The 23,229-nt window shown below is 67.8% G+C and carries 23 protein-coding genes; 11 read left to right on the forward strand and 12 right to left on the reverse strand.

From position 1 onward, the window contains the following. Window positions 1-128: 128 nt before the first annotated feature. Window positions 129-872, reverse strand: a complete 744-nt coding sequence (locus ACYVL2_RS07935) for a tyrosine-protein phosphatase (protein WP_460541953.1) — start codon at window positions 870-872, stop codon at window positions 129-131. Window positions 873-1,165: 293 nt separating this feature from the next. Continuing rightward, window positions 1,166-2,383 carry a DUF349 domain-containing protein gene (locus ACYVL2_RS07940; protein WP_460541955.1) on the reverse strand — a complete coding sequence of 406 codons (1,218 nt, stop codon included), beginning with the start codon at window positions 2,381-2,383 and terminating at the stop codon, window positions 1,166-1,168. A 176-nt stretch (window positions 2,384-2,559) separates the two neighbouring features. Here ACYVL2_RS07940 and miaA point away from each other — a divergent pair, with 176 nt between their 5' ends. Beyond that, window positions 2,560-3,507, forward strand: a complete 948-nt coding sequence (gene miaA, locus ACYVL2_RS07945; RefSeq protein ID WP_460542009.1) for a tRNA (adenosine(37)-N6)-dimethylallyltransferase MiaA — start codon at window positions 2,560-2,562, stop codon at window positions 3,505-3,507. On the opposite strand, the gene ACYVL2_RS07950 is transcribed toward miaA, so the two are convergent. From ACYVL2_RS07950 to nadA, 5 genes are all read right to left on the reverse strand, one after another. Continuing rightward, window positions 3,479-4,477, reverse strand: coding sequence for an aldo/keto reductase family protein (locus ACYVL2_RS07950; RefSeq protein ID WP_460541957.1), 999 nt, complete (start codon window positions 4,475-4,477; stop codon window positions 3,479-3,481). The genes miaA and ACYVL2_RS07950 overlap by 29 nt on opposite strands. A gap of 56 nt (window positions 4,478-4,533) precedes the next feature. Then, a complete protein-coding gene (locus tag ACYVL2_RS07955) occupies window positions 4,534-5,616 on the reverse strand; it encodes a WG repeat-containing protein (RefSeq protein ID WP_460541959.1) in 1,083 nt (360 codons plus the stop codon). A gap of 88 nt (window positions 5,617-5,704) precedes the next feature. Further along, window positions 5,705-6,361, reverse strand: a complete 657-nt coding sequence (locus ACYVL2_RS07960; RefSeq protein WP_460541961.1) for a DUF3043 domain-containing protein — start codon at window positions 6,359-6,361, stop codon at window positions 5,705-5,707. 56 nt (window positions 6,362-6,417) lie between these two features. Next, window positions 6,418-7,779 carry a UDP-N-acetylglucosamine 1-carboxyvinyltransferase gene (murA, locus tag ACYVL2_RS07965; RefSeq protein ID WP_460542011.1) on the reverse strand — a complete coding sequence of 454 codons (1,362 nt, stop codon included), beginning with the start codon at window positions 7,777-7,779 and terminating at the stop codon, window positions 6,418-6,420. Window positions 7,780-7,997: 218 nt separating this feature from the next. Continuing rightward, on the reverse strand, window positions 7,998-9,164 hold the full coding sequence (nadA, locus tag ACYVL2_RS07970; RefSeq protein WP_460541963.1) for a quinolinate synthase: 1,167 nt from the start codon (window positions 9,162-9,164) through the stop codon (window positions 7,998-8,000). Window positions 9,165-9,254: 90 nt separating this feature from the next. Between nadA and ACYVL2_RS07975 the strand changes: the two genes are divergently transcribed. The 8 genes from ACYVL2_RS07975 (at window position 9,255) to ACYVL2_RS08010 (ending at window position 17,520) form a co-directional block, all read left to right on the forward strand. Further along, on the forward strand, window positions 9,255-10,391 hold the full coding sequence (locus ACYVL2_RS07975) for a glycerate kinase family protein (protein ID WP_460541965.1): 1,137 nt from the start codon (window positions 9,255-9,257) through the stop codon (window positions 10,389-10,391). A 65-nt stretch (window positions 10,392-10,456) separates the two neighbouring features. Next, the gene (gene erpA / locus ACYVL2_RS07980) at window positions 10,457-10,825 is read left to right on the forward strand and encodes a HesB/IscA family protein (protein ID WP_460541967.1); all 369 of its coding nucleotides are present in this window, start codon (window positions 10,457-10,459) and stop codon (window positions 10,823-10,825) included. A 93-nt stretch (window positions 10,826-10,918) separates the two neighbouring features. Beyond that, a complete protein-coding gene (locus tag ACYVL2_RS07985) occupies window positions 10,919-11,605 on the forward strand; it encodes a carbohydrate kinase family protein (RefSeq protein ID WP_460541969.1) in 687 nt (228 codons plus the stop codon). Between the two features lie 204 nt (window positions 11,606-11,809). Then, entirely contained in the window at window positions 11,810-13,465 is a 1,656-nt protein-coding gene (locus ACYVL2_RS07990; RefSeq protein WP_460541971.1) for a peptide ABC transporter substrate-binding protein, read from the forward strand. 71 nt (window positions 13,466-13,536) lie between these two features. Further along, a complete protein-coding gene (locus ACYVL2_RS07995) occupies window positions 13,537-14,544 on the forward strand; it encodes an ABC transporter permease (RefSeq protein WP_460541973.1) in 1,008 nt (335 codons plus the stop codon). Further along, window positions 14,537-15,448 (forward strand): ABC transporter permease, encoded by a 912-nt coding sequence (locus ACYVL2_RS08000; RefSeq protein WP_460541975.1) that lies wholly within the window; start codon window positions 14,537-14,539, stop codon window positions 15,446-15,448. Before ACYVL2_RS07995 ends, ACYVL2_RS08000 begins: the two co-directional genes overlap by 8 nt. 4 nt (window positions 15,449-15,452) lie before the next feature. After that, window positions 15,453-16,490 (forward strand): ABC transporter ATP-binding protein, encoded by a 1,038-nt coding sequence (locus ACYVL2_RS08005; protein WP_460541977.1) that lies wholly within the window; start codon window positions 15,453-15,455, stop codon window positions 16,488-16,490. Then, complete coding sequence (locus tag ACYVL2_RS08010; protein WP_460541979.1) at window positions 16,480-17,520, forward strand: ABC transporter ATP-binding protein; 1,041 nt, start codon at window positions 16,480-16,482, stop codon at window positions 17,518-17,520. The genes ACYVL2_RS08005 and ACYVL2_RS08010 overlap by 11 nt, the downstream gene beginning before the upstream one ends. A 53-nt stretch (window positions 17,521-17,573) precedes the next feature. Here ACYVL2_RS08010 and ACYVL2_RS08015 read toward each other — a convergent pair whose 3' ends face one another. Continuing rightward, window positions 17,574-18,065: a hypothetical protein gene (locus ACYVL2_RS08015; RefSeq protein ID WP_460541981.1), complete on the reverse strand. Its 492-nt coding sequence runs from the start codon at window positions 18,063-18,065 to the stop codon at window positions 17,574-17,576. 371 nt (window positions 18,066-18,436) lie between these two features. Between ACYVL2_RS08015 and ACYVL2_RS08020 the strand changes: the two genes are divergently transcribed. Next, a complete protein-coding gene (locus ACYVL2_RS08020) occupies window positions 18,437-18,829 on the forward strand; it encodes a VOC family protein (protein ID WP_460541983.1) in 393 nt (130 codons plus the stop codon). Between the two features lie 15 nt (window positions 18,830-18,844). On the opposite strand, the gene ACYVL2_RS08025 is transcribed toward ACYVL2_RS08020, so the two are convergent. The 4 genes from ACYVL2_RS08025 to ACYVL2_RS08040 form a co-directional block, all read right to left on the reverse strand. Continuing rightward, complete coding sequence (locus ACYVL2_RS08025; RefSeq protein WP_460541985.1) at window positions 18,845-19,831, reverse strand: serine hydrolase domain-containing protein; 987 nt, start codon at window positions 19,829-19,831, stop codon at window positions 18,845-18,847. Between the two features lie 82 nt (window positions 19,832-19,913). Next, a complete protein-coding gene (locus ACYVL2_RS08030; RefSeq protein WP_460541987.1) occupies window positions 19,914-20,165 on the reverse strand; it encodes a DUF397 domain-containing protein in 252 nt (83 codons plus the stop codon). Continuing rightward, entirely contained in the window at window positions 20,162-20,971 is an 810-nt protein-coding gene (locus ACYVL2_RS08035; protein WP_460541988.1) for a Scr1 family TA system antitoxin-like transcriptional regulator, read from the reverse strand. The genes ACYVL2_RS08030 and ACYVL2_RS08035 overlap by 4 nt, the downstream gene beginning before the upstream one ends. Window positions 20,972-21,856: 885 nt before the next feature. Then, window positions 21,857-22,621: an SDR family NAD(P)-dependent oxidoreductase gene (locus ACYVL2_RS08040; RefSeq protein ID WP_460541990.1), complete on the reverse strand. Its 765-nt coding sequence runs from the start codon at window positions 22,619-22,621 to the stop codon at window positions 21,857-21,859. Window positions 22,622-22,676: 55 nt separating this feature from the next. On the opposite strand from ACYVL2_RS08040, the gene ACYVL2_RS08045 reads away from it, so the two are divergent. Beyond that, complete coding sequence (locus ACYVL2_RS08045) at window positions 22,677-23,042, forward strand: ArsR/SmtB family transcription factor (protein WP_460541992.1); 366 nt, start codon at window positions 22,677-22,679, stop codon at window positions 23,040-23,042. Window positions 23,043-23,229: the final 187 nt, after the last annotated feature.

Here is a 23,229-nt window from a genome sequence, read left to right on the forward strand (position 1 = left end):
ACGGTGGCCGGGTGACAGGCGGCAAACGATTTTTTAGCCGCTCGGCTAGTAACGCCGCGAGAACCGTGTCACATTGCGGGCGTGGACAGGTCGTTCGATGCCGTTCGACGACATAGCGACAGGGGACGTCACTCGAGCAGCAGTTCGCGGAGCCGGTCGGCGTCCCGGAAGCCGGCCGAGCGCGCATACGAGGTCAGCGACCCGAACCGCTCGTTCATCTCCGCGATCGTCTTCAGCATCGCCTCGGCGGGCGTGCCGAGGCCCCGGTCGCGTTCGGGTGCGCCGAGGTTCGCGTCGCGCCAGGCCCGCCACCGGGCCAGGCCGATGTTCGACAGCTCGTAGTCGGCCGCGATGTCCTCGGGGGCGACGCCGAGGAGCGCCAGCAGCACCGCCGCCACGATCCCGGTCCGGTCCTTGCCGGCCATGCAGTGGAAGATCACCGGCTCGCCGAGGGCGATCACCTCGAGCGAGTCGCGCACCGACTTGTAGCCGGCCTCCATCATTCCGGTGTAGCGGTGGGCGAGGAACCGGACGACGTCTTCCTCGGGGGCGTCCGAGGGGATCTCCATCTCGACCGACTCCCACGCGATGTGGAGCATCTCGAAGTGGTGGAAGGTCACGCCGTCGCGCTCGGGGAAGCGGCCGGTCTTCTCCAGCTCGTTGGGGCGGCGCAGGTCGATGACGTGCCGCACGCCCAAGTCGTTCACGATGTAGTCGAGGTCGGCCTCGGTCGCGTTGCCGAAGTTGTCGGAGCGGAAGACCTGTCCGGTCTTGACCTTCTTGCCGCCGGCGCCTTTGAGGCCGCCGATGTCGCGGAGGTTGAAGATCTGCTCGGTGGGGAGGAACTGCTGGGGGAGGGTCTCCAGGGTCATGCGCAACCTTCCTGTCGGCGGGGTGTCACGATAAGTATTGTCCCGCACAGTGAAGACGGCGTGAACCGCACAGTCCACGCCGTCGTAGTCCCTCTATTGTCCCGGTTTCTCAGCCGGCCTCAAAATCCGTTACCCGGCGTCTCGGCCGGCTCCAGGCTGCGCTACTTGGGTTGCCTTCGGCAACCGCCGGCTGGCGCCGGCGTTCCTTCCGCAAGCTCCAGGCCGCGCTACTTGGGTTGCCTTCGGCAACCGCCGGCTGGCGCCGGCGTTCCTTCCGCAAGCTCCAGGCCGCGCTACTTGGTTCCTTCCGCAAGCTCCAGGAACTGCCTCTTACCGGCCAGGTCGGCCTCGGCCTTCTTGACCCGCTTCGGGTCGCCGTCGGCCTTGGCCCGCTCGAGCTTCTCCTCGGCTTCGGCGACCTGCTGCTTCATCTGGATCAGCAGCGGGTTCTCCTCGACCGGGACCTTGCGCCACGCCGTGTCGAGGGCCTCGCGGAGCTTGTCCTCGACGTTGCGCAGCCGGCGCTGCAGCTTCGCCTGGTTCTTGCGGGGGACCGGGCCGATCTCGTGCCAGGTGCCCTGGATCTCCCGGAAGGTCGCCTGCGCGGCCTTGGGGTCGGCGGCGATGTCGAGCGCCTCGGCGCGCTTGAGCAGCTCCTCCTTGGCGGCCTGGTTCGACTCCAGCTCGGCGTCGCGGGCGCTGAACGCCTCGGAGCGGGCGTTGAAGAACACGTCCTGGGCGGCCCTGAACCGCTTCCATGCCTTCTGCTCGGCATCCGGAGCGAGGCGGCCGGCCTCCTTCCACTCGGCCATGAGGGCCTTGAGCCGGTCGGCGGTCGGACCCCAGTCGGTGGAGGTCGACAGCTCCTCGGCGGCGGCGATCAGCTCTTCCTTCTTGGCGGCGATCACCTTGCGCTCGGCGTCGAGCTGCGAGAAGTACGCCCCGCGCCGCCGAGTGAACGTCTCACGGGCCGCCGAGAACTTCCGCCACAGCTTCTGGTCGGTCTTGCGGTCGACCCCGTGGATCGACTTCCACTCCTCGACCAGCTCGCTGAAGCGCTGACCGGAGGCCTTCCAGTGACTGTCGCGCTTCGAGAGCTCCTCGGCCTCGGCGACCAGCGCCTCCTTGGCGGCGATGGCCTCGGCGCGCTCGGCGTCCTTGGCGGCCTTGAACTCCTCGACACGCTCATCGGCGTGCTTGGACAGCTCGTCGAGACGGTTCGCCAGCGAGTCGACGTCCCCTACGACCGCGGCGGTCTCCAGACTCTCGCGGAGCTTGCGCAGCTGCGAGGCGGCCTGCTCGACGTCGGCCGAGTCCGAATTCAGGCGCGCGGCGATGAGATCGACTTCGACCACCAAGTCGGCGTACTTGCGCGCGAAGTGCGCGAGCCCCTCGTCGGTGGTGCCGGCCTGCCACGAGCCGACCGCGCGCTCGCCGGTGGAGGTCTTCACATAGACCGTGCCGTCGGCGTCGATGCGGCCGAAGCGGGTCCAGTCTCCGAGGTCACTCATCGCGGTAATCTCAAATCCTTCACACGAACTAAGGGACGTACTTCCCGTACCTTACGGTGGTTGCCGGGTCGTCGCCAGTCGGGGCCGTCCACATCTGCGGACGAACCGTCCCGAACCGTGCGATCCGGTGGACATCGGGTCGGGCGCGGCTGCCCGTCCACGTGAACCGAAGGGGTATTCAGTTGGTCAGTGGTGGCAGCTCCTCCAGCCTACCGCCGCCGCCGGTGATAGCCGTCGTAGGCCCTACCGCGTCGGGCAAGACGGCGCTGTCGGTGACGCTGGCCGCGCGGCTCGGCGGCGAGATCGTCAACGCCGACTCGATGCAGCTTTACCGCGGCATGGACATCGGCACCGCCAAGATCACCGAGGACGAGCGCCGCGGCGTGCCCCACCACGTCTTCGACGTCCTGGACGTCACCGAGGCCGCCGACGTCGTGGCCTACCAGCGCCTGGCCCGCGAGGCGATCGCCGCGATCCGCGCCCGCGGCAACCGGCCGATCCTCGTCGGCGGCTCCGGCCTGTACGTCCAGGCCGCGCTCGACGAGATGGACTTCCCCGGGACCGACCCGGCCGTCCGCGCCCGGCTGGAGGCCGAACTCGAGCAGGCCGGCTCGGCGGCCCTGTGGGAGCGGCTGCGCGAGCTCGACCCCGAAGCGGCCAAAGCGATCCTGCCGTCCAACGGCCGCCGCGTCGTGCGGGCCCTCGAAGTGGTCGAGCTGACCGGCTCGTTCACCGCCAACCTGCCGTCCCGTCCCCGGCCCCACCTCGACGCCGTCCGCATCGGCGTCGACCTGGACACCGCCGTGCTCGACGAGCGCATCGAGCGCCGCGTCGAGGCGATGTGGGAGGCCGGCCTGGTCGAGGAGGTCCGCGAACTCGAGGCCAAGGGGCTGCGCGAGGGCAGGACCGCCTCGCGGGCGCTCGGATACCAGCAGGTGCTGGCGTACCTGGCCGGCGAGTACGACGAGGCCGAGGCGTTCCGCCGCACCGTCCAGGGCACCCGGCGGTTCGTGCGCCGCCAGCGCTCCTGGTTCAAAAGAGACGGCCGCATCGAATGGTTCGATGCGGCCGATCCAGAGCTCGTCGAGCGGGCGGTCAGGCTCGCGGCTTCGGGCTCCGAGTGAGGTTCGGGTCGGTCTCGGCGACCGGCTCGAGGATCTCGTTGATCTTGGCGTAGACGTCGGCGTCGAGCTTGAACCCGGCGGCCTTGACGTTGTCCTTGACCTGCTCGGGGCGGGTGGCGCCGATGATCGCGGCCGAGACGTTCGGGTTCTGGAGCACCCACGCCAGGCTCAGCTGGGCCATGTTCAGGCCCAGATCCTCGGCGATCGGGGCGAGCTGCTGGACGCGCTCGAGGGCGTCCTGGTTCTCCAGCCAGCCCTTCATGAAGTTGCCGTACTTGTCGTGCGCGCCGCGCGAGCCGGCCGGCGGGGCCTGCCCGGGCTTGTACTTGCCGGTCAGCACGCCCTGCGCCAGCGGGGACCACACGATCTGGCCGATGCCCAGTTCCTCGCAGGCCGGGATGACCTCGGCCTCGATGACCCGCCACAGCGCCGAGTACTGGGGCTGGCTGGAGACCAGCTGGATCTTCAGGTCCCGGGCCAGGGCGTGGGCGCGGCGGATCTGGTCGGCGGTCCACTCGCTGACGCCGATGTAGTGGGCCTTGCCGGAGTGGACCACGTCCGCGAACGCCTGCATGGTCTCTTCGAGCGGGGTGTCGTAGTCGTAGCGGTGGGCCTGGAGCAGTTCGACGCGGTCGGTCTGGAGGCGGCGCAGGGAGTTGTCGATCGACTCCTTGATGTGCTTGATCGACAGGCCGCGGTCGTTCCGGCCCTCGCCCATCGGCCAGTAGACCTTGGTGAAGATCTCCAGGCCGTCGCGGCGCTCGTTCTTGAGCGCGCGGCCGAGGACCTCTTCGGCCGCGCCGTGGGCGTAGACGTCGGCGGTGTCGAAGGTCGTGATGCCCTCGTCGAGGGCGGCCTGGACGCAGGAGACTGCGGCGTCCTCTTCCACCTGCCCGCCGTGGGTGATCCAGTTGCCGTAGGTGATTTCAGAGATGACGAGGCCAGAGCGGCCGAGATGACGAAACTCCATGGCTCCCGAGCTTACCTGCCGTGCGGCTAGTGTCAACGCTTGCAAAATCACATGGCTCAGAGCGGACCGTCGTCGATCGACACCGCCGCGTCGAGGGTTCTCACGGCCTCGGAGCGGTCGGCGCGCGGCGACAGGATCTCGGCGCCGTCGAGTCCGAGCGTGCCCCAGGAGTAGCCGTCCATGGTGACCAGGTAGCCGGCCGGGTGGACGAGGATCTGCTGGTAGCGCGGGGTGACGACGACGCGCCCGGACCGGTGGACGACGCCGAAGCGCCCGCGCTGGCCGGCCACGGCGACGCCGCCGACGAACCCGGTGACGGTGCGTCCGTCTACAGTAGTCGTATCGAGGGTGCTGTAGAGCATGGGGACCACGACGGTGCCGTTGCGGTCGATCGCGCCCCAGTCGGCCTGGCGGACGGCGGCGACGCCGCCGCGGAAGTCGCCGGCCTGGCTGAAGGCCGCCTGGATGATGGGGCGCCCGTCGGCGCCGAGGTAGCCGAACCGCCCGGTCTGCGGGTCCTGGAAGCGGTCTGGCGCCGGGTGCCCGGCCCGTTCGGCCCACGAGCGCGGCGGCGGGCCGAAGCCGCTGCTCGCGGCGCGCTCTTCGGCCAGGTCGAGGCCGGTCTCGACGATCTGCATGACGAAGGCGTGCGGGTTGTGCTCGCTGGCCCGCTGCAGGTGGATGAGCGATTCGGTGATGCGTCCCTGGGAGATGCACGACAGCGCCGCGTAGGCGCGCACCGCGCCGGTGAGCGTGCGGGGGAGTTCGCCGGCTTCGGCGAGGGCGAACAGCTGGTCGGCCTCGTCGTAGCGGCCCTGGACGCGCAGGATCTGGCCGAGCCTGGCGCGGGCGGGGGACAGCAGCATGTCGGCGCCGATCGCCTCGGCGTACTTGACCGCGGCGGAGGCGTCGACTTCGGCGCCGTCGAAGTCGCCCAGGACCCGCATGATGACCGCTCGGACGCCGAGCAGTTTGCACTGGTCGGCCTCGGCCGGGTGCCGCGCCAGACGCTGGGTGGCCTCGTCGCGGATGCGCTGGAGGGCGACGGTGTCGGCGATGGCGTGGCGGAGCGTCGCGCGGTCGAGCGGTCCGAGGGCGCGGACCAGGCCGGCGCGCAAGTCCGCCGCGACATCCACCACGTTGACTACTTTCACAAGGTCACTGAGGGTTACGACATTCAGATTAAGTCATGCGCGTCCGCATTGCGAGGGTCGAACGCGAGGCGGTCTACCGCACTACCTGGCCGAGGTCCTCTTCGGTGGCCTTGTAGCTCATCCGCACGCGCGGCGTGCGCATCGAGCGGAACATGATCGACCGTTGGATCGCGTACCAGTACAGGCCGCCGAACTTCCGCCCCGGTTTCGGGAACCGCTTGTTGACCAGGCGCTTGACCTTCCGGCACAGGAAGACCGAGTCGATCGTGAAGCCGAGCATCATGGCGATCCACGCGAGCATGAGGTAGCCCATGGCGTAGGGGAAGATGTTGGTCGCCAGCAGCAGCGCCATGGTGAGCGCGAAGAAGTACTGGGCGACGGTGCGCCGGGAGTCGACGATGTCGCGCACCAGCAGCCGCTCGGGCCCGCGGTCGCGGGGCAGGTGGTACTTGTCGAAGAGGGGGTCGCCCTTCCACTGGCCTTCGGCGATGCGGGCGCGTTCGCGGCGCAAGTCGGCCTTGGCCTGCCGTTTCTGCTCCTTGGTGAGCTTGGTGCCCTCGGTCTTGGCCTGCTTCCGCTTCTCCTTGTAGGTCATCGGCGGGTTGGCCGGGGGGCGGGCCTTGGCCTGCTTGGGCCGCTTCGGGGTGGGCTTGCCCTTCTTCTGGGTGGCGGCGGCCGGCTCCGGGGTCACTTCGACGGGTTCGGCGGCTTCAGCGGACTTCTTCCCCACGGGAGGATCGACCTTCCTTACACTCACAACGGCGGGCTCGTCCCCAGCATACTCAGCTAACCGGCGACGGCGCGAGCGTCGCCGTCGGCGGCGTTCTGGAGGGCCGGACGCTCTATCTTGGCGCCGAGTCCCCGGAGCTTGTCCTCGAAGTTCTCGTATCCGCGGGTGATGTAGCGGTCGACGCCGTACACGCGCGAGGAGCCCTCGGCGGCGAGCGCGGCGATGAGGTGGCTGAAACCGGCGCGCAGGTCGGGGATCTGCAGGTCGGCGGCGTGGAGCTTGGTGGGGCCGGCGATGACGGCCGAGTGCAGGAAGTTGCGGCGGCCCCACCGGCACGGGGCGCCGCCGAGGCAGTCGGAGTACAGCTCGATGCCCGCGCCCATCTGGCGCAGTTCGCGGGTATAGCCGAGGCGGTTCTCGTAGACCGTCTCGTGCATGATCGACAGCCCGTCGGCCTGGGTGAGGGCGACCACTATCGGTTGCTGCCAGTCGGTCATGAGGCCGGGGTGGACGTCGGTCTCGAGCGCGACGGGCTTGAGGGGGCCGCCGGGGTGCCAGAAGCGGATGCCGCCGTCGACCGGGTCGTCGTCGACCTCGTAGGCGCCGCCGATGGAGCGGAAGACGTTGAGGAAGGTCATCATGTCGGCCTGGTGGGCGCCGCGCACGAAGACGCTGCCTTCGGTGGCCAGGGCGGCCGAGGCCCAGCTGGCGGCCTCGATCCGGTCGGGCAGCGGGCGGTGGGAGTAGCCGCCCAGCTCTTCGACGCCGACGATCTCGATGACGCGGTTGGTGTGGACCTTGATGATCGCGCCCATCTTCTGGAGCACGCAGATGAGGTCCATGATCTCCGGCTCGATGGCGGCGCCTCGCAGCTCGGTGGTGCCGCGGGCCATCACGGCGGTGAGCAGTACCTGCTCGGTGGCGCCGACGGAGGGATACTCGAGCTCGTAGCGGATGCCGTGGAGGCCGTCTGGCGCCGAGAGGTGGGTGCCGTCGGGGCTCTTCTCGACCACGGCGCCGAACTGGCGCAGGGCCTCGAGATGGAAGTCGATGGGGCGCCCGCCGATGTTGCATCCGCCGAGGTCGGGGATGAAGGCGCGGCCGAGGCGGTGGAGGAGCGGTCCGCACAGCAGGATCGGGATGCGACTGGTCCCGGCGTGCACGTTGATCTCGTCGACCCCGGCCGAATCGACGTGGGTCGGATCCATGTAGAGGGTGTCGCCGTCGAGTTCGACGTCGACGCCGTGGACGCGCAGGAGGCCGGTGACGACCTCGACGTCGCGGATGGCCGGTACTCCGCGCAGGACCGAAGGGGAGGTGCCGAGCAGCGCGGCCACCATCGCCTTGGAGACCAGGTTCTTGGCGCCTCGGACGGTGACCTCGCCTTCGAGGGGGGTGCCGCCGTGGATGATCAGCATGTCTTCGGGGGTGGACGCGGTACCGCTCAACGGCTCTCCTCAGTGGGTTGAACAACCGGGATCGTCGAACAACCATAACGGTTCGGCCAGGGGAAGGACCCCCAGGCAGCGACCTTACCCACGGTGATTGTGATAACCACGCAATAGGGTCGTGAACGCCCGTGCGCACCGTCCGGTCGCCATATCCTATAGGAAATTTCCTATAGGATATAGGCTTGCTACGGCAGTTCGAGCATGCGGTCGAGTGCGGCCCTGGCGTGCTTGGTGGTCTCGGGGTCCACAGTGATCTGGTTGGGGACCCTGCCGGCCACGAGTTCCTCCAGCGCCCACACCAGGTGCGGCAGGTCGATCCGGTTCATCGTCGAGCAGTAGCAGACCGTCTTGTCCAAGAACGAGATCTCCTTGTCGGGGTGCTCGTTCGCCAAGCGCCGCACCAGGTTCAGCTCGGTGCCGACGGCCCAGGAGCTGCCGGGCTCGGCCGCGGCGAGGGTATTGATGATGTACTCGGTCGAGCCGACGTAGTCGGCCGCCGACACCACCTCGTGCGTGCACTCGGGGTGGACCAGGATGTTCACCCCGGGCTTGCGCTCGCGCATCTCCTCGACGCAGGCGAGGGTGAACCGCCCGTGCACCGAGCAGTGGCCCTTCCACAGGATGATCTTGGCCGCGCGCAGCTCCTCGTCGGTGAGTCCGCCGTTGGGCTTGTGCGGGTTGTAGAGCGCGCAGTCGTCCAGGCCGAAGCCCATGTCGCGGACCACGGTGTTGCGGCCGAGGTGCTGGTCGGGCAGGAACAGGACCTTCTCGCCGCGCTCATAGGCCCACTCCAGGGCCCGCTTCGCGTTCGAGGAGGTGCACACGACCCCGCCCTCGCGGCCGACGAAGGCCTTGATGGCGGCCGAGGAGTTCATGTAGGTCATCGGGACGGTCGCCTCGGCGACGCCGGCGCGCGCCAGGTCCTCCCAGCACTGCTCGACCTGCGAGGCGGTGGCCATGTCGGCCATCGAGCACCCGGCGGCCAGGTCCGGCAGGATCACCTTCTGGTGGTCGCCGGTGAGGATGTCGGCGCTCTCGGCCATGAAGTGGACGCCGCAGAAGACGATGTGCTCGGCGTCGGGCCGCGCGGCGGCCTGCTGGGCGAGCTTGAAGGAGTCGCCGGTGACGTCGGCGAACTGGATGACCTCGTCGCGCTGGTAGTGGTGGCCGAGGAGGAACACGCTGTCGCCGAGCGCGGCCTTGGCGGCGCGGGCGCGTTCGACCAGTTCGGGGTCGCTGGGTTCGGGCAGCTCGCCGGGACAGTCGACGCCGCGCTCGGACTCGGAGTCGGCGCCGCGGCCGAGCAGCAGGAGCGCGGTCTGTGTGGGAGCAGGTTCATCGAAGCCCGTCATGGGGTCAATTCTTGCATGGATCGAGCATCGCCGCACTGTCGACTGGCAAGCGGTTACAGCCTGGTGTCGGGCATCGTCTAGGCTCACGGTGTGCGCATCCTCATAGCTCCCGACAAATTCGCCGGCACCATGACCGCCGCCGAGGCCGCCGCCGCAATCGCGACCGGCTGGAGGCGCGCCAGGCCCGACGACGAGACCGCCGAGCTCCCACTGGCCGACGGCGGCCCCGGCTTCGTCGACGTCCTCGAAGCCTCACTCCCCGCCTCCCGCCGCCTCACCGTCACCAGCTGCGACCCCCTCGGCCGCCCCGTCCAGGCCGACTACCTGCGCGACGGCGACACCGCCTACATCGAATCGGCCGCCGCCTGCGGACTCCACCTGCTCGCCCCCGCCGAACGCGACCCGCGCCGCACCACCAGCTACGGCCTCGGCCTGATCGTCGCCCACGCCGTCGAGACCGGCGCCCGACGCATCGTGATCGGCCTCGGCGGCTCTGCCACCAACGACGCCGGCACCGGCATGCTCACCGCCCTCGGCTACACCTGCCGCGACATCGCCGGCGAGGCCCTGCCATACGGCGGAGCCGCTCTCGCCGCCTGCACGACCGTCGACGGCCACCCGCGCACCCGCGGCGCCGAGATCATCGCCGCCACCGACGTCGACTCCCCGCTGCTGGGCCCCCACGGCGCCACCTACATGTTCGGTCCCCAGAAAGGCGCCCGCGACGCCGACCTCCCGCTGCTCGAATCGTCCCTGGCCGCCTTCGCCCAGGTCGCCGAACGCGACCTGGGACTCGCCGGAGCCTCGGGCTGGCCCGGAGCCGGCGCCGCGGGAGGACTGGGCCTGGCCTGCTTCCTGCTCGGCGGGCGCCGCGAGTCGGGCGCGAAACTCACCTGCCGGGCCGTCGGCCTCGACGCCGCCATCGCCGGGGCCGACCTGGTCATCACCGGCGAAGGCTCTTTCGACGCCCAGAGCCTTCGTGGCAAACTGGCGGCGGAGGTCGCCTCCGGCGCCGCCTCGCACGGCAGGCCCTGCCTGGTCATGGCCGGCAGAAGCGACGTCGATTCGCATCCTGAGCTGGCCGGTGTCTATTCGGTCACCGAACTTTCCGGCAGCGTCGAAGCGGCCATGAAAGCCCCGGTCGAGGGCCTGAGCGCGCTGGCGGAGTCGGTCGCCCGCGCGTGGGACCGCCCCGGGAATAAAGACGCTAGCCCTGAGGTTGGGTAGTGTTGACGAGTCGAAGAACCGACCGATCGGCACCGTCGATCGCGATACAGCAGAGGGAGCCATAAGTGAGCGCTACTCAGCAGGCCGAGGAAGTCAAGGACAACGCCACTACGGGCGTCGTGCTCACGGACGCGGCCGCCTCGAAAGTCAAAGCCCTGATCGAGCAGGAGGGCGAGGAAGGCCTGGCCCTGCGAGTCGAGGTCAGCCCCGGCGGATGTTCGGGCCTGCGCTACGGCCTGTACTTCGACACCGACCGGCGCGAAGGCGACGTCGTGCAGGCCTACGACGGCTTCGAGGTCGTCGTCGACCGCATGAGCGTGCCCTACCTCGTGGGCGCCAACATCGACTTCGCCGACCGCATCGACGCGCAGGGCTTCACCATCGACAACCCGAATGCCCAGGGTTCCTGCGCCTGCGGCGACTCCTTCCACTAAAGTCTCCGGCGAAACTGCGTCAGCCCGGTCGACTCCGCCCATAACGCGTGCGCTCGACCGGGCTTTTCTTCTGGACACCTGCGAGGTCCTTTCATGAAGACCGCCGTCACCGGCGCCACCGCCGGCCGCATCGCGCACGGAATGGGACTGCTCGGCAACGATCCGGCCCTCCTGGACCCGGAGACCGAGTCCGATCTGATCGACCTCATGGAGCGCACCGGCCCGCTCGGTCTGGTCCACATCGGACCGGATGAGCCGAAGGCGATGCTCTCCTACGCCGAGCAGTGCCGCGAACTGGGCCTCGAGTTCAGCGCCGATCCGACCGGACTCGAGGGCGGCGAGGCCGCCGAGTTCATCGGCGGCGCCAAGTTCCTGGTCACCAGCCAGTCCGGCTACCACTTCCTCCAGGCCACCACGTCGCTGAGCGACGACCAGATCCTCGAGCGGGTCCGGGTCCGCGTGATCACCGAGGACGCCGAGGGCGTCGAGATCGCCGGCCACGACATGGACCGCGTCCGCGTCTCCATCGCCCGGGGCGGCGAGACGGTCGACCCCTCGGGAGTCGACGAGGCCTTCACCGCCGGGCTGCTCTCCGCGCTCGGCTGGGGCATGCCGTTGCGCCGCGGAGCCGAGATCGGCGGAGTCATGGCCGTCGTGGCACTCGAATCGGTGGGTCCCACCGGATATGCCGTCAATCCGGTCGATTTCGTCCGTCGCCTAGAGGAGTCGTACGGTGCCGCCGCGGCGGCGGAGGCCTCGGCATATCTGTTGCCGGAGTGAACACTTCGGTCACGTCGTAGCACTTCAGCGCCCTGCGTATCACAGGTCCGCATTGGGACGGTAATCCCAACATAATGAAACCGCGTACCTGTCACCGTTGAGCTTTCTCCAGGTAACGATTTCACAACGCACTCTTTCTTTTCCGCGGGTTGTACGACATGGTGTGGATCACCCCATGTTCTACATCACACCCTGGAGTCGACAGTGAGACGAATTCGAAAGGCCGCCACCGCGGCCGCCGCAACTGCGCTCGTGCTCAGCGCGTGCGCTGGTGATCCGAACGAGGCGAGCGACGACGAGAGCGAAGGCGGCGGGACCCTCAACAAGGGCATCGGTGAAGTCGCCTCCCTGTTCGTGCCCGAGGTAGGCGAGTCCGAGGGCGGCGAGCTCATCAGCCAGATCTACGACGGCCTGGTCTACTACACCGCCGCCGGCGACGCCGAACTCGCCCTGGCCGAAGACATCTCCTCCGAAGACAACGTGACCTGGACGATCAAGATCAAGGAGGGCAAGACCTTCCACAACGGCGAACCGGTCACCGCCAAGTCCTTCATCCAGTCCTGGAACCACACCGCGTACGGCCCCAACGCGGCCGACCTCAACTACTTCATGGAGCGCATCGTCGGCTACGACGAGATGCAAGGCGCCGAACTGCCCGAGGAGGAGTGGGCCGACCCCGAGGTCCCCGAATACGAAGATCCGGCGGCCGACGCCCTCTCCGGCCTCACCGAAATCGACGAGCTGACCTTCGAGGTCGAGCTCAAGGGCCCCTTCGCCGGCTTCCCGGTGATGCTCGGCTACACCGCCTTCTTCCCGGTCGCCGACGAGTGCATCGCCGACATCGAGACCTGCCGCTGGAGCCCCATCGGCACCGGCCCGTTCATGCTCGAGGAGACCTGGGAGGTCGAGACCGGCGGCTCGCTGGTCACCTGGGAGGACTACGACGGCGACTTCCCGGCCAACGTCGAGCGGATCGACTACACCACCTACATCGGCGACGACGCCAGCTGCTGGGCCGACTTCCTGACCGGTGAGATCGACGTCTGCTCGCCCCTGGCCGGCGACTTCGAAGCGGCGCTCAACGACCCCGAGCTCAACCAGCGCCTCGTCCAAGAACCGGGCACGAGCTTCACCTACCTCGGCTTCCCCCTCTACGACGAGAAGTTCGAGAACGTCGACCTGCGACACGCCCTGTCCCTGGCGATCGACCGCGAAGGCCTCGTCACCGTGATGGGCGAAGGCCGCATGGTCCCGGCCGACGGCTGGGTCCCCTCCACCATCCAAGGCGGCGGCTCGGGCGTGTGCGAGTACTGCGAGTACGACCCCGACCGCGCCGAGCAGCTGCTCGAAGACGCCGGCGGCTGGCCCGAGGGCGAAGTCCTGCGGATCTGGTACAACACCTCCGGCGACAACGAGACCCTGTTCCAGGCCGTCGGCAACTCCATCCAGGAGACCCTCGGCATCGAGTACGAGCTGGTCGGCCTCGACTGGGGCGACTACCTGTCCACCACCGCCGAGCACGGCGTCGACGGGCCCTTCCGCCTCGGATGGATCCCCGACTACAACCTCAACGAGAACTACCTGGCCCCGATCTACGGCGGCCAGGCGGCCGACAACCGATTCGGCTACGGCTCGGACGCGTTCAACGACGCCATCGCCGCCGCCGACGCCGCCGAATCGGTCGACGAGGCGGTCGAACTCTACGTCGAGGCCGAGCGAGTGCTCAACGAGGAGTTCCCGAACATCCCGCTGACCTTCAGCGCGGTGAACCTCTTCTACAGCGAAAAGGTCGACAACGTCCAGTACCACCCGTTCTACGGAGCCGGCGCCGACCTGCGCGCCATCGAAATCGTCGGATAGATCGACTGATTCGAGGGGTGGGGCCGCTTCACGGCGGTCCCGCCCCGCCGCTTCTGAACGGGAACCTCAACATGACTCGATACATCGTCCGCCGAGTGCTCCAAGCGCTGCTGACGTTCAGCGCCATCGTCTTCCTCCTGCACTACCTCATGTCGCTGTCGGTCCAGGTGCGCGGCAACCCGGCGCTGGTCTTCTTCGGCGACCGCACGCCCACCCCGGAGGCCCTGGCACAGGTCGAACGGCTCTACAACCTCGACAGTCCCTGCTACGACCGCGTCGGGGACCCCTGTCTGGTGCCCTTCGTCGAGCGCCTCCAGAACTACATGGCCGGCGACTTCGGCACCACCTTGCGCGGCAACCGGGACGTCGGCGAGCTGCTCGCCATCGTCATTCCCAACACCTTGCGGCTGTTCCTCTTCTCGACGATCACGCTGGTGGTCCTGGCGCTGGTGCTCGGATCCTGGGCGGCTCGCCACCACGGCAAGCTCATCGACCACTCGGTGCGCGGCTGGACCATCTTCATCGACTCGATCCCGGTGTTCCTGCTCATGGTCATCTACAGCATTCTCATCGCCGTGCCGTTGACCAACTGGGCCCGAAGCATCTGGGACACCGACTCGTTCATGGGCCAGTTGTTCAGACCCACGTACTCGACCGACCATCCATGGATCTCGCTCATCATCCCCGGGATCCTGCTCGGCACCGCCGGACTGGCCCCGATGACCAGGCTCGTCAGAGCATCCCAGCTGGAGAACTACCGGGCCGACTACGTGCGCACGGCCCACGCCAAGGGATTCAAGCGCATGCGCGTGACCGTCGTCCACATCGTCCGCAACTCGCTGATCCCCGTGATCACCGCGATCGGCTTCCTGTTCGCCGACATCCTCGGCGGCGCGGTCGTCACCGAGGGCATCCTGCAGATCCCCGGCATGGGCGGACTGCTGTGGGACTCGGTGATGGCCCTGGAGATCAACGTCGTCCTGACCTCGTTCATGGTCATCGCGGTCGTCGTGCTGACCGTCAACCTCCTGGTCGACCTCACCTACGCCGTTCTCGACCCGAGGATCCGATATGAGTGAACCGCAGACCCTCGACACCGCCGAAGCCTCGATCTGGAAGGACGCCTTCCGCAGCCTCCGGCGCAGAGTCGACGTCGTCATCGCCTGCCTGGTGCTGCTGTTCGTCTTCACCATGGCGGCCTTCCCGACGCTCTTCACCTCGGCCGACCCCCGGTCGTGCATCGGCCGGAACGCGCGGCAACGCCCCGACCAGTGGTTCTCCGGCGAACACCCGCTCGGCAGCGATTCGCAAGGCTGCGACTTCGCGGCCAAACTCATCCACGGCACCAGGCCCACCCTGGTGCTCACACTGACCGTGATCATCGTTTCCGTCCTCATCGGCCTCACCCTCGGCATCCTCGCCGGGTACTACGGCCGCTGGATCGACGCGATCATCTCCCGCGTGCTCGACGTGTTCCTGGTGATCCCGTTCCTGCTGGGCGCCCTGCTGCTGCTCGCCCTGTTCCGCGGCCGCAGCGGATCGGGAGCGCTCATACCATCCGTGGCACCGGCGGCATTGGCGCTCATCATATTCGGCTGGATGAGCATCGCCCGCTACTCGAGAGCCGCGACGATCGAGACCAAGAACCTCGACTACGTGACCGCCGCCCGCTGCCTCGGCGCGAAGGACCGCCGCATCATGTTCCGGCACATCCTGCCCAACGCGATCGTGCCGGTCACCGCCCTCATCCCCACCCTGGCCGGATCCACCATCGTCGCCGAAGCTGTACTGGCGGTCCTCGGCATCGGCATCAGACCCCCGGCCACCAGCTGGGGCATCCTGCTCAGCGAAGGCGCCACCTGGGCCAGAGGCGGCGCGATCTGGCTGCTCGCCTGGCCGATGGGCTTCCTGCTGGTGACCGTGTTCGCCTTCGCGACGCTGGGCGATGCCCTCCGCGACGCCCTCGACCCGAAACTGAGGTGAACCAGTGGCCGACACGATCCGCATAGAGAGCGACACGCTCCCCGGAGCCGACCACAACGCGCCGCTGCTCGACATTCAAGACCTCCGCGTCGAATTCGACATCCGCGGAAAGCGGTTCGCCGCGGTGCGCGGCGTCGACCTCACTTTGGAGACCGGTCGCACCCTCGCGGTCGTAGGCGAGTCCGGCTCGGGCAAATCGGTGACCGCTCAGGCGATCATGGGCATCCTCGACACCCCGCCGGCCCACGTGACCGGAGGCCAGGTGCGACTCCACGGAATCGACCTGCTCACCCAGGACGAAGACGTCCGCAGGAACGTGCGCGCCAACCACATCGCGATGATCTTCCAGGACGCGCTCTCGGCGCTCAACCCGGTGTGGTCGGTCGGCTTCCAGATCGGCGAACTGTACCGGGTCCACCGCGGCACCAGCCGCAAGGACGCCAAGCGGAAAGCCGTCGAACTGCTCGACCTGGTCGGCATCCCCGACGCCAAGAACCGGATCGGCGACTACCCGCACCAGTTCTCCGGCGGCATGCGCCAGCGCGTCATGATCGCGATGTCGCTGGCCCTCGACCCGGAAGTCCTCATCGCCGACGAGCCGACCACCGCCCTGGACGTGACCGTCCAGGCCCAGATCATGCGGCTGCTCAAGCAGATTCAGGACGACCGCAACATGGGCCTGATCCTCATCACCCACGACCTCGGCGTCGTCGCCGACGTCGCCGACGAGGTGGCGGTCATGTACGCCGGCCAGATCATGGAGCGGGCCGGCGTCCACGACGTGTTCAAGCGACCGGCCAACCCGTACACCAAGGCACTGCTGCGCTCGATTCCACGAGTCGACACCGTCGGCCGGGAACTCGACGTCATCGGCGGCCTCCCGCCGAACCCCGCCGCGCTGCCGGGCGGCTGCTCGTTCAACCCCAGGTGCTGGGCGGCCGAGGAACGGTGCTCGACCGACGATCCGCCGTACGAATCCGTGGCAGACGGCCACTACAGCCGATGCCACTTCGCCGAGGAGGTCTACCGCGATGAACGCTGAACTGGGACAAGGCAACACCGCCCCCGAACCGGTGCTCGAGGCGACCGACGTGGTCAAGCACTTCCCCGTGCAGCAGGGCATCGTCCTCAAGCGCACCGTCGGCCACGTCCAGGCCGTCGACGGCGTCAACCTCAGGCTCTACCCCGGCAAGACCCTCGGGATCGTCGGCGAGTCGGGCTGCGGCAAGTCCACGCTCGCCAAGCTCCTCGTGGGCCTGGAGCAGCCGACCTCGGGTTCGATCAAAGTGCTCGGCAAGGAGATCGGCGACCGGTCGTACCGGAAGATCAGGCCGATCAGGCGCGACATCCAGCTGGTGTTCCAGGACCCGTACACCTCACTGAACCCGCGCATGACCGTCGGCGACATCGTCGGCGAGCCGTTCGAGATCCACACGGACGTGGTGCCGCGAGCCAAGCGGAGCGCGGCCGTCAAGGAACTGCTCGACCTGGTCGGGCTGAGCCCTGACCACGTCAACCGCTACCCGCACCAGTTCTCCGGCGGCCAGCGGCAGCGGATCGGGATCGCCCGCGCGCTGGCGCTGCAACCTCAGGTCCTGGTCTGCGACGAGCCGGTCAGCGCCCTGGACGTCTCGATCCAGGGGCAGGTCATCAACCTGCTGGAGCGGCTGCAGGACGAGCTGGGCCTGGCGTACGTGTTCATCGCGCACGACCTGTCGGTGGTTCGCCACATCGCCGACGAGGTGGCGGTCATGTACCTGGGGAAGGTCGTCGAGCAGGGCAGCGAAGCCGACATCTACGACAACCCGCGGCACCCGTACACGCAGGCGCTGCTGTCGGCCGTGCCGGTGCCGGACCCCGAGCTGCGGGGGCACCGCGAGGAGGTCGTGCTGCAGGGGGACGTGCCCTCGCCGATCGACCCGCCTTCGGGCTGCCGGTTCCGGACCCGCTGCTGGAAGGCCACCGACCGGTGCGCCGAGGAGGTGCCGGGTCTCGACGCGGGTGACCGCGGCACGCACCCGACGGCCTGTTTCTACGCCGAGGAACGAGACGTCACGCACGCCGTCAAGTAGGCAGGAGGGGCCGGCCGCGCGGAGGCGGCCGGCCCCGTTTTCTCTGTTCCCTGTCAAGCGGGGTAGGGACGGGTGTAGCTGTCTCCCCCTACGGCCTGGTATCCGGGCGTCGGGTGGTGGATCACGGAGTCGTAGTACACGCTGGCGCCGTATCCGAGTGAGAACTTGGTGGCGGCCCAGTGGGAGAAACGCCCGCTGTCGCAGTCGCCGACGCCCGCCGGGTACACGTAGCAGGCGTCCATCTGCGTGGCGACGCCGTGGCCTTCGTGGCTCGAGCTCTTGTAGGAGAAGACGCAGTAGCTGGAGCCGCTGCCCTTGGCGAGCCCGACGTGGCCGTAGACGGACCCCGAGTAGGTGCTCCGGACCGCGCGAAGCGTTCCGGTGATGTAGTTGTAGCCGCTGCCGCAGCCGTTGGTGACGGTCGACGACAGGGTGTGCGCCTGCGCGGGAGTCGACGTCAGCGTGAGCGACGCGATCACCGCGACGGCGCTGGCGGCGAGCATCGCGAGCAGTCGCGCGCGCATTGATTTGGTTCCGGGTTTCATTGCGCTCCTCGGTATTCGATGGGTGCGCGGTCGACGCTAGCGAGGGCGGCAGACGAACGTCAAGGCATTCAGGACAGTGCTTTGGGACACGGACCAGTGGAGGGAGTCCTTGGAGTACGGCAGGGGTTCGGGGCATCGTCGGGTCCGCGGACGATCCCGCAGGCGGGACTGCCAGTGGCGGCACGATCTCACGGAGATGCGTTGCACCGCTTGACTATGCAAGCCCTCGGAAGCACATCCGTCAGTCGCTGACGGCTCCGCCGATGGTCGGTCATGAAGGGCCGATGGTCGGGCAACCGAGACCGCCGGTCGGCGTTGGATCACGGCTTTCACAGTAGTTGCGTCGCACCCGCCTGCTAACTTTCAGACCCATGGACGACGAGAGGGAACCAGCCGCATCATCGCCGATCCGCAACCGGATCGGCGCCGTGTTCGTGCACGTGACTGACATGCAGCGGGCCGTGGCCTGGTACAGCAGGCTTCTGGGGGTGCCGGAGGGTCGTGTCAGTCATGGTGGCCTGATCGCCGATGTGCCGACCGGAGGCCCGACGGGTCTGACCCTGGACGGCCATGCGCACGCCCAGGGCAGGTTTCAGCCGGGCGGGCCACTGCTCATGCTGGCCAGTGACGACATTCAGGAGGCGCACGCCTTCGCCGAGGAGCACGCCGCCGAGGTGAGTCCGGTGGAGGACATCGGCAGCGTGAGCGTCTTCCATCTCTCGGACCCGGACGGGAACCGGCTCATCGTCTACGCCGATAAGTGAAGCGCACCCGGCAGGTCAGCGCTCGGGGTTGTTCTCGGCCAGGAGGTTGAACCCGTGCCGGTCGACCGACACGGAGGTGGCCGTGAGGACCACGACGCCGGTGCGGGTCTGCCGGTCGATGCCGATCCAGGACCGGAAACCGCCGGTGCCGCCGTTGTGCCAGGTGATGGCCCGGCCCTTGATCTTGATGGTGATCCAGGCGGCGCCGATGTCGGTGCCGGGTTGGAAGGAGGTGGTGGGTTCGAGCGCGGCCATTCCGGGGGCGGTGCCTTCGGTGAGCGCCTTGGCGAAGCGGGCCATGCTCGTGATGGAGGCGCGGATGCCGCCGGCAGGCCCGAGGGCCTCGCCGGTCCATGGCTCCTGCGGGCGCCCTCGCCGGGTGGTGCCGATGATCGCTCCGGGGCGCAGTTCGTCGGCGGTGGCTGGAATGTAGAAGGGATCGAGTCCGAGCGGTTCTGCGACGCGTTGGCGTACCAGCTCGGCGTAGGTGGTGTCGGCGGCCTTGGCGAGGGCGTGGCCGAGAAGCTCGAAGCCGAGGTTGGAGTAACGCGGTTTGGGTTGGCGCATCTTGACGCCTCGAGCCTGCTCGGTGAGCTGGTCGAGGTCCTCGCCGTACGGGTTGGTGCCGTGGCGCAGCAGGGCGATGGTGCGGCGCAGCGGCTGTGCCGACTTGGGGAGCCGGGGGAGTCCGGACCGGTGGGAGCTGAGTGAGCTCAAGGTGATGTCGGCGGCCGGAGGGTCGCCGATGGGGAGCAGTTCACCGAGCTTGGTGTCCGCCTCGATGTCGCCTCGCTCGAGCGCGTCGGCGTAGAGGAGTCCGGTGACGCCCTTGGAGATGGAGCTGATCTCGAAGTCGGCGTCGAGGTCGGCGCCGAGGCCGGCGATTCGGGTCTCGTCTGGCGTGACCACGGCGACCGCGGCCACCCGATGGCGGGCGCCGAGCTTCGAGCGGAGACGCTCGGCCAGCTGCTCATCGCCGTGAATTTCGCTCGGGTGTTTCACATTCGACAGTCAACCACAAATGACTGTTCCATGCGGCTCCGCCGCAGAGCTCGCCTGCTCAATGCATCAGGGGCTGGGTCGCCTAGCGGGCGGCGTCGATGAGCGCCGTGAAGTCAAGGGGGGAGAGGTCGAAGACCGGGGAGTCGGAGTCGAGCTTCGAGTCACGCACGTGAAAGCCATCGTCAGAGCACAAGGCGACCTCAACGCAGTCGGTGTTGTTGTCGGCGCCGCTGCGGGTGCTCTTCCGCCACGCCCGACGCACCTCGACGCAGTTGGAGTCATTGCCGGCACCGCTGCGGGTGCTCCTTCGCCAAGCAGTTACGTCGGCTGTCATAGCGGATAGTCCTCGATTCGGATCCCTGTTGCCCACCGGCTCTTGCGGAATCCATCGTAACTGGCGAACCGCTTGGGGTCATCGATGCACCAGCTTGAATCATGGCCTTCGGTATAAACGAACGGCGGGCAGGCCAGGGCACTGTCGCCTGGTTCGTAGATACTGAAGTTTCCTTCTCGCGCTGGTATCGGACCCTCGAGGATACGGATCGCCCAGCCGGGGCGCTGGGCGCACTTCTTGAGGCTAGTGAGCTGTTCGCGATAGAGCTCCTCACCCTCGAGTTTGAGCTGGAGGAGTGCGGCGTGCCCGATGAGAAACTTGATCACGGGGGCATCGCTACGGCATTCGACAGCGTTTCGCCGTTCCGACTTGAAGATCCAGCCACGGTCGAGTGCCTCTTCGGTAGCCTGCTCTGCCCTGCGTACCACCGAATAGTGGTAGGTGCTCGTCTGCAATAGGCCCGGGATGAGGTTTGCATCCCACTTGAAGATCTCGCCACAGTACTCTTCTGCGAGTGAGATGAAGAGAGCGTTGTACCGCATGTCGGCTTCGATCGGCTGACCATCCCTGCGTGCCCTGGCTACCTGCTCCATGTATCCGGCCAGCTCATCGCTCATCCCGCAGGCCCTCGCGAGGGCCTTGATGGACTGGAGCGGGATGTCGGTTCTTCCCTGCTCCCAGGCGCGGATGGTGTCGATCGACCGGTACACCTCGTCGCCGACTTCCCGTTGCGACTTTCCGCTGGCCTTTCGGGCTTTGCGAGCCATGGTCTTGAGGAACCACCAACCCATGTCCTGCGACGCCATACATGCCCCCGACATTCAAACCCGGCTGTATCGAACCATCACTATCGCACAGTCCATTTCGCTGTAGAAACCCTGGAATGGCGGCACTGGAGTGGTACACCGTGAGAATCTCCACCCGGATTTCTCACGGTGCGCCACTCCGTGTGCGGGGCGCACTGGCCAAGTCTCCCCTTGTGAGCTGCGGAAACTCCGCCTAAGTTGGTGATCATCGCGAGCGGCGCCATATGGCTCGCGATCGGTGGGAAAGCCCGGGGGCTGCGGCCTCCCGATCCCGATACGCGGTCCCCGGGCATCACTCGATCGGATATCCGACAATCCGAAGTGGAGCGTTCTAATGCACTATCCGAGCGTGGCTCAGAACCAGTCGCGGGGGCCCGAGGAGATCGAGGTCGGCGTGTCCGTCGTCGGCGCCGTCCGCATCCGCTGTCTTCTTGACCCGGACTGGGTTTCAGTGCTCTGTTTTCGGGTAAGTCCCAACGAGCCGTCTCAGTACCTGGGCGTAGTGACCGGCGTGGAGACGGACACACCCGGCCTCCACCTGGTCGACCAGCATCGCTGGCGATTCCCCACACCTGAACTGCGCCAAGCGCTGCGTCGGAGAGTCATAGACCTATACCGAACTTGGAAGCAAGCCCGATGAAGCAGCAGCCCGAGCCCTGGCAGTCGATTCCGGGGCGCCACACTTCGGACCACGGTGCCCCGCCCTGGTGCCTGACCTGCACGCGCCACTACGGAGCGCCGATCCGTTTCCCCTGCGGCACCTATCGCTTCCAGCAGGCGAGGGTCACCTAGGTCGCGTTCAGGAGTGAGGAAGCCTCCTATTGAACCCGTTGCGGCACAACAGGTTCAATAGGAGGCTTCCTTCGAGCGGGGCACGGCTCGGATTCAGGTGAGGTCGAGGCCGCCGTCGACGGTGAGGACCTGGCCGGTGAGCCACGTGCTGGCGGGGTCGGCGAGGCGCACGATCCAGGCGGCGACCTCTTCGGGCTCACCGCGGCGGCCCAGCGGGATACGGGCGGCCTCGTCGCGTTTGAGCGCTTCGATGTCCGCTTCGGGCAGTCCTGCGGCGGTGAGCGCCTCGCTCTCAGTCGGGCCTGGGGCAACCGCGTTGACTCGGATCCCGTCGGCGGCGAGTTCAAGGGCCCAGCTGCGGGTGAGCTGCTCGATCGCGGCCTTGGAGGCGGCGTAGTGGGCTGCGTGGGGCAGTGGCCGGTGGCCATAGGTGCTGGAGACGTTGACGATCGTCCCGCCGGTCTGGCGTAGGTGGGGAAGCGCCACGCGGGCGAGGAGACTCGGCGCGGCGACGTTGAGCGCGAAGAGGTCCTCGATGCCGGCCGCGGTGGTCTGGTCCAGCGGCATCAATCGCGTGGCTCCGGCATTGTTGACCAGGACGTCCACCCGTCCCCACCGGTCGATGGCGGTATCGATGACCTGTTGCGCCGCTTCGGGTTCGCGCAGGTCGGCGGCATGGACGCCTATGTCGGAGTGGCCTGCGGCGGTCTCGTCGAGGGCGTGCTGTCGTCGCCCGACGCCGAGGACCCGTGCTCCGGTCTCGGCGAAGGCGCGAGCGGTGGCGCGGCCGATACCGGAGCCGGCGCCGGTGAGGACGACGACCTTGCCGGTCGATTCTTGCTGCGGTTGCGTGGTCAACGCGTTCTCCATTGTTCGATGTTTATGAAACATCGAACAAGGTAGCATCAAGCTCATGAAATCGATGCGGCATCCGCAGCCGAATGAGATGGCCCTCGTCGAAGTGATGGGGGCGCTGAGCGATCCGATTCGCGTGGGCCTGGTACGGGTGCTCGCCGACGGCCGCGAGCGCGGCTGGGGCGAACTTCGCGCTCCGGTGGCCAAGTCGACGCTGAGCCATCACCTGCGGGTACTACGGGACGCGGGCGTCACCCGGACCCGCCAGGAAGGCACGCGCTGCTTCGTGGTGCTTCGTCGTCAGGATCTGGACGACCGATTCCCCGGGCTCCTGGATGCAGTACTGGAGGCGGCCGACAGTGGTGATGTCGGCGCCCACGTCGGCCTCTCCACGAACGCGGACGCTGCGAACGATCGACGATGACGCAGGGCTGATCGGGTGCCGGTGGCTGCCCGAGCCGGCCTCCCGCCCGCCACCCGCGTTCACCGTCTCTCTGGGCAATACCCCTAGACGCAATGCCGTTCGGTTAAGGGTCTGCGAAGACGACGATGTCGAGGGTGGCCTTGTAAGTTCGCCGGTCGATGCCGTTGGTTCTGGCGTGGTATTTCGA

Source organism: Glycomyces halotolerans (assembly GCF_054779575.1).